This window comes from Citrobacter sp. R-1.5.2 (assembly GCF_035064245.1).
Taxonomy (GTDB): domain Bacteria; phylum Pseudomonadota; class Gammaproteobacteria; order Enterobacterales; family Enterobacteriaceae; genus Citrobacter.
Genome location: NZ_JASEYC010000012.1, coordinates 153,583 through 164,813 on the forward strand (window position 1 = coordinate 153,583; position 11,231 = coordinate 164,813).

At 38.2% G+C, this 11,231-nt stretch carries 6 protein-coding genes and 3 pseudogenes; 6 read left to right on the plus strand and 3 right to left on the minus strand.

The genetic code is table 11. The annotated features are described in order from the left end of the window. Positions 1 to 15: 15 nt before the first annotated feature. Both QMN38_RS19585 and QMN38_RS19590 read right to left on the minus strand, forming a co-directional pair. Positions 16 to 2,055, minus strand: a complete 2,040-nt coding sequence (locus QMN38_RS19585; protein WP_271454855.1) for a DUF262 domain-containing protein — start codon at positions 2,053 to 2,055, stop codon at positions 16 to 18. Further along, entirely contained in the window at positions 2,048 to 3,466 is a 1,419-nt protein-coding gene (locus QMN38_RS19590) for a DUF262 domain-containing protein (RefSeq protein ID WP_271454856.1), read from the minus strand. The genes QMN38_RS19585 and QMN38_RS19590 overlap by 8 nt, the downstream gene beginning before the upstream one ends. Positions 3,467 to 3,859: 393 nt before the next feature. Here QMN38_RS19590 and QMN38_RS27025 point away from each other — a divergent pair. The 5 genes and pseudogenes from QMN38_RS27025 to QMN38_RS19615 all read left to right on the plus strand — a co-directional run. Beyond that, positions 3,860 to 4,024: pseudogene (locus tag QMN38_RS27025) on the plus strand (phage polarity suppression protein); the annotation flags it as partial. Between the two features lie 441 nt (positions 4,025 to 4,465). Continuing rightward, positions 4,466 to 4,975 (plus strand): annotated as a pseudogene (locus QMN38_RS19600) (tyrosine-type recombinase/integrase); the annotation flags it as partial. A gap of 261 nt (positions 4,976 to 5,236) precedes the next feature. Then, entirely contained in the window at positions 5,237 to 6,313 is a 1,077-nt protein-coding gene (locus QMN38_RS19605) for a ComEC/Rec2 family competence protein (RefSeq protein WP_323605709.1), read from the plus strand. Then, positions 6,303 to 7,889: a Hachiman antiphage defense system protein HamA gene (locus tag QMN38_RS19610; RefSeq protein ID WP_323605711.1), complete on the plus strand. Its 1,587-nt coding sequence runs from the start codon at positions 6,303 to 6,305 to the stop codon at positions 7,887 to 7,889. The genes QMN38_RS19605 and QMN38_RS19610 overlap by 11 nt, the downstream gene beginning before the upstream one ends. Further along, positions 7,876 to 10,437 carry a DEAD/DEAH box helicase gene (locus QMN38_RS19615; protein WP_323605712.1) on the plus strand — a complete coding sequence of 854 codons (2,562 nt, stop codon included), beginning with the start codon at positions 7,876 to 7,878 and terminating at the stop codon, positions 10,435 to 10,437. Before QMN38_RS19610 ends, QMN38_RS19615 begins: the two co-directional genes overlap by 14 nt. Before the next feature lie 44 nt (positions 10,438 to 10,481). Here QMN38_RS19615 and QMN38_RS19620 read toward each other — a convergent pair. Beyond that, positions 10,482 to 10,724 (minus strand): annotated as a pseudogene (locus QMN38_RS19620) (integrase domain-containing protein); the annotation flags it as partial. Positions 10,725 to 10,765: 41 nt separating this feature from the next. Between QMN38_RS19620 and QMN38_RS19625 the strand changes: the two are divergent. Next, positions 10,766 to 11,176 carry a hypothetical protein gene (locus tag QMN38_RS19625; RefSeq protein WP_323605714.1) on the plus strand — a complete coding sequence of 137 codons (411 nt, stop codon included), beginning with the start codon at positions 10,766 to 10,768 and terminating at the stop codon, positions 11,174 to 11,176. Positions 11,177 to 11,231: the final 55 nt, after the last annotated feature.

An 11,231-nucleotide genomic window follows, 5' to 3' on the forward strand; every position in this document is an offset into this window, starting at 1 on the left:
GAGCGGCTTTCTGCATTAATACATCTCTTCCACTTCCTCGGCCAGCAGCGCTACCATCTCCTTACCATGACTGATAATCTCCTCCTCACCCCACTGCTTATTGCGCTTCATCAACTCGAGCATCGCCAGAAGTTTCAGACTGTCGATCTCTTTTCGAGCCAGGCTGGCTTCAAAATGCTCTCTCTTTTGCTGGGGTTGGAAATTGCTTAGCCGCGAGTTTTTACTGTGGCTAATCAGGCAGAGATTCCCAAAAGCATGTAACTGCTCTTCATCCATTTTGGGATGACCATCTATAGGGTGCTGAGGATAAAAATGTTCCACCGAGCTTCGGAAGGTAAACTCAAAACGGCGGGCAATATCATTACTCGTGTTTTGTTTTTTCCACAGTAAATAGTCAAGATAGTTAAAAACAAAGTTATTTTCGATAGTCCCGAATCGTAATTTAGCGTTGATAGCCTGCGACCAACGTTTGTCGCAGATGATTTCTGGAAGAACATCATCATCACCAAAAATCATATTGTAATATGATGCAGCTTCATCCTGGGCTAAAAATCTCATAAAGACAAAGCGGCGAGCCATGTTCTCAAGATAAGCCAGATAGTCTCCAGCATCAATTTCATCTTCCGGGCTGTGCTCATCAAACAAATATGTCAGCGCACCATTGAGCCAGTGTTTATAAACCAGCGTTGGTGTTGAGACATGGAAAGCTGATAGTAACATCAGGACCTGGCGGTTTATATCCTCAAACTCTCCCTCGTTATTATCAAAGGTATTAATATAACCTACACTTTGGGGCGAGTATTGATATAAGCGTTTCAGGCTCCATCCGTCTGTGCCCTGAGTGAATTCTCGTTTAATAATATAGCGATCAAAAAGATATTTGCATTTCAGTAAACTATAAATGAAAGCTTTTGCCGCGGCGATTGGCTTTTCCTGCTTCAACAGGCGTGATTCAAATTGCTCTACAAGTTGTTTGTCATCAAGTGGCACTCCCTCAGTTGTACCCGGGTCTCTGCTGACAAGACGGAGTACATGAAGAAGGAAATTTGAAAAATTTATCACGCTGTTAAAACGCTCTGAGCCTGCACTGTCTTCCTCTTGCTGGAGGGTACTATCCAGACGAGTGTCACACAATATTTCTTCCAGAGTTTGCCCCTGGCGTTGATGTTGTGCTTCTGTGGCGTCGGTATCTGGAAATGAGCCTGCTTGATCCAGCAATTCAACCAAATTGGAGAAACTGGTTGGATTAAATTGATGTATATGCTTTTTGCCAAACAGTTGTTGACGTTCTTTTGGCGTAAAACCGTATTGGACGTAACGTTCCATATTCGAACACGCGTCCCATACCCTCGCCAGAGTATCAAGACTTTTGTGTCGCTCTTTGGTATTCCTAATCCCATTCAGGACATTCATCAGACGCGCTTTGACGATTTCGTGTTTTTCGAGTTGTTCGCCGCGATTATTCATTGCCTCAAAAAAATGATTAAGATCGGTATCTGCTGGCACTTCGATACGAGAAATCTGCACGTGATTGAACAGATACTTGCAAAACACCTTCAACGCGCGGCCTTTAAGCTGCAGCTCAGCCAACGCTTTGCCGATCATTTCGTAACCTCTGATCAAACCTTCGTTATAATCGTCTCCGCGCATATGTTGCACATCTACGCCTTGCCATAACTTTTCGAAGGTGAGGGTAGAGACAGGGCGACTTTCGAAAGTGAGATTGAGTTTTTGATACCACTGCATATCAACAGATTTATCTGCGTGGCATTTCAGCCAGTTAGCAAGTAGAGAGAGCGTTGTAAAGCGTTGTTGCCCGTCAATAACTTCATAGCAGTCATCCCCCCGGGAAAACACCACTAATGTACCGATGTAATAAGTCTGCGGATGCCTGGCGGAAGCGGATTTTTTCTGATAATCCAGCACATCCTGTAAAAGCTGAGTGATTTCGCCCTGGCCCCAGGCGTAATTACGCTGGTACATTGGAATCAAATATTTTGCGCGGTCGCTAAGTAAATCGTTTATAAAAAAAGGCCGTACGTGGGAATTACTCATAATATCTCATCTTCCTGAATAGCATGATTAGCTCATCTTCAGTTCCATTGCGATTATTTTTATTATCCTGGATGCCGAGCGTGCGCAGGGGGAAAGCATGTAGATCTTTGGGGTGGCGTGCATCACGGATAGTACGTAGTAGGTTGTTATGTAGCACATAGTTATCGACGGTAGCTAATTGAACCACCTGCTGACCGATACGGCAGGTATATGCCCAGATAAAGCATTTTTCTATCGCCAAAGACAGTTCCTGAGTCCCGAATTTATCAATATAAAAAATCAGTGCGCAATCGAACATCGCCCGGACATAGCGATCGCCAGTGCGGGTGCGCCTGACATAGCTGTTCAGGGTGTATAGAATATTACTTGCGCAGGGTTCCAGCACCTCATTCAATAGCGTAATTGGCTTATTCTCATCAGCATCTTTTTCTCTGTTGATAATAACAGCGACCTGCTTTTGATAATGTTCGGCCATTTCAAAGAAACGGCGGCCATTGATGATCATCTGATCCAGACTGAAGGGGAAACTTAGGCTCTGACCGTCAATTTTGCGTTGGTATTGACTGTTGTAATCATCGACATAGTGGTGGGCGATCCGCAATGAACTCACATACGGGAAATGCGCGATCTGAGAAATATTGATCCCTTTAAACAGGTCAACTTCACCTTTGCCAAAGAAGCGGGCTGATTTACCCTCTGCCCACTGACGAACCCGGAACAGGTAATTGGCAAAGAGCGTTGCCAGCCTTTCGCTAGGCATCCTCTCCCAGTGAGCGACGGCTTCAGCTTTTAGCCCAGCTTCATCAGAGGAAAACTCACGTAAGTGGAAGGCTTTAAGTAGATCGTGGGGAGCCAGATCTTTACCGCGTGCATTTTGTGAATCGAAGAACTGAAATGCTTCTGAAACTTCATTCAACACGAAAGTGACAACTTCGCAGCGGTTCAGCATAAAGTCGATAAGTTCTTCGCTGAACTCGGTGCGTTCAACAAGCCTGAGTAACTCCAGGTAATTACGTCGAAGATTGGCTTGTGAATCCAGACTGGCAAAACGCTGACGTGCCATAAAAGCATCGACATCAGGTTTGAGTTTGGTAAGTTGCTCGACCAGGTCTTTGCGTTTGAGGTTGTGCAGGCGAGTTTCTGTCAATGCTTTGACTGCCAGCATTAAGGTCAGGGTTCGTTGTTGACCATCAACAATATCCAGCCACGTTTTTTCTTCTTCCGAGTGCTTATGGAAAACAACGGAGCCTAGTCGATAGGCCGTTTTATCGCGGTGCGATCCCAGATCGGCAAAAAGGTCAGCTATATTTTTGCTATTCCAGCGATAAGGGCGCTGGTAACTCGGAATCGCTAATTGCTTAACAGAAAGTAATTGACGAATGGGTATGACCTGTTTATCAAGCTGCTCCATCATGCCTCCTGCATGAATTTAAAATGGAGAACAGCTTTTTATTGTCCCTGAAACATTCTATTAATGCAATCAATGATGCTCTAACTTATTGTTATTGCTTGACTAAAGTTAAATTTTCATGGTTCGCGGTTTTTTGTTTATTATTAAATTCACTAAGAACTTTACCATTATTTTAGATGTTATGATTATTATCTATTGTGCCATGTGATTTTCATTTTTGTGGATATATATATTAAAATCGGATGTATTCATTCTATTTTATTCGCCTAATTGAATGGCAGAAAGCAGGTGATATGTTGCCCTAACCACCATTTTTGTGGGGCTAAGGTTAAACTGAACAGATACAAAACGTCCTCAGCTTATGCCAGGGGCTTTTCACCGGTGTTTGGTGGGCTGGCCGACTTTGAATGGGAATATCGCGAACAGTTCATTGCCGGTGATGAACTGAGCCTGCGCAGAATGCAGGGTTTGCGCAACAGTATCGACGTGACAAAATAGGAGATTAACCAGACTGCCGTTCGCTATCGCTATATCCGCTCACATGAGGCGGTGCACAATTTTCTCTGGATTTAGCTGGATGTTCTCGGGCTGTAACGGGCACAAAAAAGCACGCAGGGCTTGCGCCGTGCGGGCTCTTAGGACTTCATCGGATGACTCTGGTAATCACCGATGGAGAATTTTGGGCTGGCGTCCTTGTAATTGGTGGGGGAGGTGGTTGAGTTTGTTGGGGATTTTGATTTTTTGCGCGAAGGGGAAGGCGCAAAAAGAGTGGCGATGGTGTTGATATGGAAGGGGTTTTTTTATCTTTTTGATTTTTAAGTTGATTGTTGAGGGCTGGGTTTTGCGTGTTGGTTGAGGCTTTGGTGGACGTTATAGGCTTGTCGTTCGTTTCCTCAAGTGAGCGTTTCTGTCGAATAGTTCACTCTCTTGAATTTTCCAGACTGTAGACCATGCTCATCTAATACATGTGAAAAACAATAACGTCATCTATCGCAGAAGGAGATACGGGTACCCAAAGGCCGTATGAAAAGGGGTCGGCCTCATGTCGTCTATCTTTCCCGTCAGGCTTGCGATCTGCTGGTGGCGCTGAAAATGTGTGCTGGAGGAAGTCCTTACTTACTTGCCGGGCGCTACAGTATCAACAAACCGCTGTCTAATGCAGCTCTCAACGGTGTTATCACCACGACAGTAAAAGTTGCACAGTCGCAGGGGAAGTCGCTGGAGCATTTTACCCTCCATGACATGCGACGAACTGCCAGCGCTTTATTACATGAGGCTGGGTATCCATCAGACTGGATAGAGAAATGCCTCGCGCATGAGCAAAATGGGGTGAGGGCAATTTACAACAAAGCGAAATACGCGCAGCAGCGTGCTTACATGTTGCTGCAGTGGGCGGATATGGTTGATAGATGGATCGCTGGGACGCTGGTGAGGCTTATACCGTTTTCTCCAACCAACTACGAAAAGTGGGTGTTAGGCGAAGCCAGTGATTTAAATTGCAGTAATTAATACCATAATTCAGTCGTATCCACATTGATATCTAGAAATTGGCTGGATTCACCATATTTTTAATCTAAGGCCATAAGTATATGGTCTGCATGAAATGCTGTATATAAAACCAGTGTTTTTATATATAGGTTTTTAAATGGGGTATAATGTGATAAGTTGGATACAATGGATAATTTAACTTAGATATCAAAAGATTGCGTATTAGATTAATGCACGATTGGGTGATAACTTTTTAAAGTATATCTTTAAGGTATTCCGAATATGCTTAAATGTCATTTCTATGCGCTACCTGCTGGCCAAGGGGATTGTTTAGTAATTCAATTCCAGGGAGACGATGGTGGATATCACAATATTCTCATTGATGGTGGGAATAGAAATCAATTAGAATTTAACATACAGAAAAGAATGTTAATTTCGATAATTGATAATGGTAATAAAGGAATCTTTGATCTTGTAATTGTAACGCATAGTGATGATGATCACATTTCAGGTATTCTTAAAATTATGGGAGACAGCGATTTAGAGCCACTTGTAAAAGAGTTATGGTTTAATTCTGAAAAAACAATAAATTCTTTTTTTAATACTAAATGTAAAAATACACAAAAATATAACCTTGAAGGGAAAATCATCGGTAGTAATAAGTCATCAAGGGCGCAGGATAATAATTTATACACTCTTTTAGATAAAGGTAATAAGTGGAATAAAAGGATTATATTGTCAGGGATGTCAGAAAAAATAGCTAATTTGACTATTAATATATTATCACCTACTAAAGATAAATTATCTGCTCTTAATAAATATTGGCCTAAACAAAAGTTAGGCCCAGTTAAATCCAGTGGAGAATATGGATATGATTATAAGACTTCATTGCGAGAGTTTTATGAGAAAATTGATAATTTTACAGAGGACGATAGTGTTGTCAATGGAGCTAGTATAGCATTAAGTATTGAATGGAAAGAAAGACGATTCCTGCTTCTTTCCGATGCTCATCCTACTATTGTCGCAGCAAGTATAAAAGATTTATACGGCGTAGAGAAAACAACATTTGATATAGTCAAAATGTCCCATCATGGGAGTGCGAAAAATATCAATAACGATTTGCTCTCTTTGATCAGTTGTCGTGATTTTGTAGTTTCAGCTGACGCAAATAAACGGCATTTTCATCCGAATAAAGAAGCGTTAAGTCGTGTGTTATTTAGTAATGGTATAGAAAACACTATATTTCATTTTACTTACGACAAGGAAGAGTTAAGAAATATATTTTTATCGGAGCCAGATGTTATGGTGAGGTTTCCATGCAACAAAAATGATGGAGTTCATCTCTCTTATGAGTATTGATATAGCAGATAAGCTGGGAGTAAAAGTAAGCTATAACAATAAAAATAGTAGTGGTTTTATTTGCCATGGTGATGATTATTCTTACGTATTAACAGCAAAGCATTCAATATGTAAATCCAGTCCTAACGATTGTAAATTTAAACATAAGAAATGTGATACCTGTGTTTTTAGTGGTGTGGCAAAAACTAAAGTAAGCATTTGCAAACCTGATACTGATACTTTTCCCCTATGCAAAGTAAAGGATGTTTTACTTTCTCCAAAGAAAGATGTTGCTATTTTGGTCTTAAATAAAAAATCCCATATTGATTTAAAAACAAAAGAATTACCAAGTACAAAAATCATTAATACTGCTAATTATAATTCATCACATAAATTTGTTTCTTGCGGTTATCCTGCAATTAATGAACATCAATCTGTTCAACCTTTGCACTATAATAATTTTAGTTTATTTAGAAATGAAAAAATTTGCCTTCAAATTATTAGTGATACATTGACTGCATTAGAAGATCCTAAAAATGGTCTTTCAGGAAACTCTGGTGCAGGGATCATTTTAAATTCATCTAGTTGTGTGGGATTACTAGGGCTTTATACCGATACTGGTGATTATGGTATTTGTTATGGTGATATAGTCGATTTTTCTATAAATGAACTTCTTACATCTTCTGGATACGTCCCTTTAGAAATGGAAGAGGATCTGTCTAATAATTTTAAAGCACTAATTCAGTCTGATTTTATGGAGTGCTTTGTTCGAATGGAATGTGATTTAAATTTAGACAAAAATCGGATTGTTAACCTTTATAGGCTCTGTTTAGATGGTAAAAAATATAACTATGTTAAGATTGGTGATCGGTTAATTGATTGTATTCCATCATTTTCTCTTTCCCGTAAGCAATTAATGAGGTGTCGCGAGAGAAATGCATTTGGAAAAGCTACGCTATCCGCGATACGTAATTTTTTGAAAATAGAAAGGAAGACTAAGATATCCGAAATGTTATTACAAGGATTTCTTGAATCGTACCTGCATGCGCCTAAACTTTATTCATTTGATGAAATAAATAATGCAGGTTTTCATGGCGCCCATGTTAAATTCAATAAGAATAGGAATGTTGAGTTAATCCATTCGGCTGCATTTATATCTAATTCGTTATCGGATGGCGTTTCATATGCGATAGATGTTATTCTTAAAGCATTTCCTGAGTTAAGATCGTTGGATGGTTTGCTTGGTAATACATTTTTAGAAACAAACTTTACTGAAGATGAGTGCCAAATCCTAGCCAGTCTTCTTATCCCGGGAGAGTCTTCGTACTCGCAGGGTTATGAAGACAGATTGGCTATATTTATTGGCTATAACCATAAGATTGAAGAGTCACTCATATATGAGAATGTATCTAGGTTTCCGTCTTTGCTTGAACAAAAAATTATTCTCAATGTTCAGCAGGCACTAGAATATCGGAAAGAGGAAATCAATAAGTTATCAATAGTTAATGCAACTATTGATTGTTTTTTTGTTCCGTTCGATGATGTGAATAAATTTAATGACGAGTTCATTGAGAGTCTGAAAAATGAAGAAGATTGATTCTTTCATTATAGAAAAAATATTTAACAGCGCATATTTTAAAAAGCTTTATAAAAAAATAATAAAAGCATATTCTGCGTTGACTATAGAATCTGAGAACCATTTCAATATTTCCAATACAGAGTTGAGAGACATATTTAGATTTATTGATTTGTTGGCGAACTCATCTAATCAAAATGCTAGGATGTGTGCATATCACTGGATTAGTTTGCTTGAACCATTTTCTGATAAATGGGGGAAATTCTCACTTATCTCTTCTTTAGTCTACTCTAAACTTGGTTTATACGCATTAGATTTTAATGATCATGCTCTTCCATTTTCGCAGCGACTTGAGAATGAAGCGAAGAAATCTGCCCAAACATTTAGTAATACATATATATTCACCGATGCACAGTTTGATATTTATACGGATATGCTGAAATCACCTTACTATAGTTTTTCAGGTCCAACGTCATTGGGGAAATCATTTATTCTAAAACGCTATATTGAAGAGATTATTCAAAATTCTACATCAAACATTGTCATCTTAGTCCCAACAAGAGCATTGATAAGCCAGTTTTCTTTGGAGATTAAAAATGAATTACATGAACTTATTGAAAATTTCAATTATAAAATAGTGACTCACGGATCATTAGCAAGTAAATCAGATGCCGTAATCATTAAGCATATTTTTATATTGACGCCGGAACGATTGCTTAATTTGTTCTCGCAAGGCAAGGTTGTTAGTATAGATTATTTGTTTGTAGATGAAGCACATAAATTATCAAATAATGATGACTCGGATGTGCGGAGCCTTACAGAGTATAATGCTATCGATAGTGCATTATTCAACAATCCAAATATGAAAATTGTTTTTTCTTCCCCAAATATTGAAAATCCTGAGGTTTTTTTAAATCTTTTTGGGCGTGAAAAAATTTATGCAAGTAGGATTATTGAATCACCAGTATCACAAAATCTTTATCTTATTGATTTTCATAAAAAAGAAATTAAATATTTTTCTAATTCAGAAAGCATCGATATTGAAAGTGGTTCTTTATATACACTCAATAAAAAAAGTGATTTCATTTATAATATAGGGAGCCGACATGGATCAAATATGATATATTGCTCTAGTCGGGCTAAAGCTGTTGATTCTGCACTTGAATTTTATCAAATAAGGCTCTCGGAAAATATTGTTTTATCTCCTTTGTTGATTGATTCCATAAAAAAGATAAGTAATTATATTCATCCTGAGTATTATTTAGCTATGTTTCTAATGAAGCGAATTGCTTATCATCATGGACAATTACCACAAGCAATAAGAAATATAGTTGAAGAATTATTCCGAAATGGAGATATTGATTTTATCTTTTGTACACCTACTTTGGTTGAAGGCGTTAATATGCCAACTCGGAATATATTTATCAATTGTGATGATAAAATTAGATTAATCGCTGATGCGAAAAAGAATCCTAATAAGACACTTGCCTTTTGGAATCTGGCTGGCCGGGCAGGTAGATATTGCAAGGAGTTATCTGGGAATATTTTTTGTTTACAGGATGAATCAAATCGATGGGATAATACTGATATTTTTTTAGAGAAAACAGCGCATTTAACTACAACTATAGATGCCCGGATAGAAAGTAAATCTGGGTTAAGAGAAATAGAGCGCTATCTTTCTGATACGGAGACTGATATTTCTAAAAGGAACCAGGCGATAGAGTATCTCGCTAATATTATGGCTGTAGACACTATTAGATTTAAAAATAATCTAAAAGATAGCTTTGTCCTGCGGAAATTTTATGATATACATCGAGAAGAATTGTTATCTCTTGCTAAACTAAAAGCAAATGATATTTTAGATATTCCTATAGATATTATCAATTCCTATAAATCTCTTAATTTTAAAATACAACGAAAAGTATTTGATTACGTTAGCGTATCTCCTGTAAACAAAAAACTCCCATCGCTCGACTATGCAAATATTTTGTCGGTATTGGAGTTGTTTTATGATCTTTATAGATGGGGTGAAACAGAAACTAAATATGTAAAGTCAAAAGGACAATTGACTTATTTTGCTACTTTAATGAATCAGTGGACCAATGATTATTCAATAAACAGAATTATAAACGAAAATATTGATATAAAAAGAACCATTGTCATTGAACGGGGACAACAACCAATACCTTTTGACAAGAATGATATTAATCATGTTAATAAAGTGATCGATGACATTCTTTATAACATAGAAAGAATTTTATCGTTCTTTTTTGAAAAATACTTTAATCATTACTATAAATGTCTGGCTGCAATTTTAGGGGAGGACAATGCGGGACATAATTGGGCTACATTTCTTGAGTATGGTTCTAAGAATCCGTTATGTATTAGCTTACAAACATTAGGTATTTCAAGGCATGCTGCAAATATAATTGCCTCTTCCAAAGAACTCAGGAAATATTTAAAGTTCAATGAGGATTCATATGAGATAATTAGTGTTAACAAGCAAGGGTTGTTGAATTCTTTGCAAAAAGATTCTGTTGAATATGGAGAGGTTAAAATATTTCTTTGAAGATTGAACTATTTATGAGGTTAATACATTGAGCGTATAGAAGTTTAACGATTATATACTTGCTCAATATATTTACCTCTACCATCTCCATGTCCTAGATCCGTTGAGGTTACCGCCAGCGCCTCTTTGTGGCTCAGACCCTGCTCTTGGTAATGCTGGATCGCGTCCTGCGCCCAGGCATAGCGCAGAGAGTGGGGAGAGTATTCGCCCGTCAGCCCGGCATCGCGGAGATGGTTGTGTAAATAGACCCGTTTTAGTTCCAGGCATTTTTTGAGATCCCGGCCATCCCTTCCCAGGTACTGGAGGGTTATCTAAGTTTGCCGAAGGATTGGTAAAAATCGACGTTCAGAATCAGTTTGTTTTTCTTCTTGATAATGACAGTGAAGGAGTTGAAGGTTTTAACAAAATTATGAAGATGAAACTACCTCTCAACATGAGTTGTATGTGCCTTCCAGATCTTCAAGAATTTGAAAGTTTCCCTACTCGTGGTCCTGATGGTCTCATGTTTTCCAATATCAATAAAACGGCAGCTGCTATAGAGTGTTATCTTGACCTGACTTATAGCGAATATGATAGTCACTCTGTCAGATGGACTAACTATAAAAAGGAAACAGGGTTGTATCATGGTGCACTTGAGTTCAAAGAATATTATGCAAACCGATTTCTTGAGGCGTCAAACACGAAAATTATTGAAAGCGGATATGATACAGGAAAGCTGGTAATGCTGCCAACTTACTGATTTAGTGTATGATGGTGATTTTAAGGTGCTTGCGTGGCTTCCATTTCCATCAGAT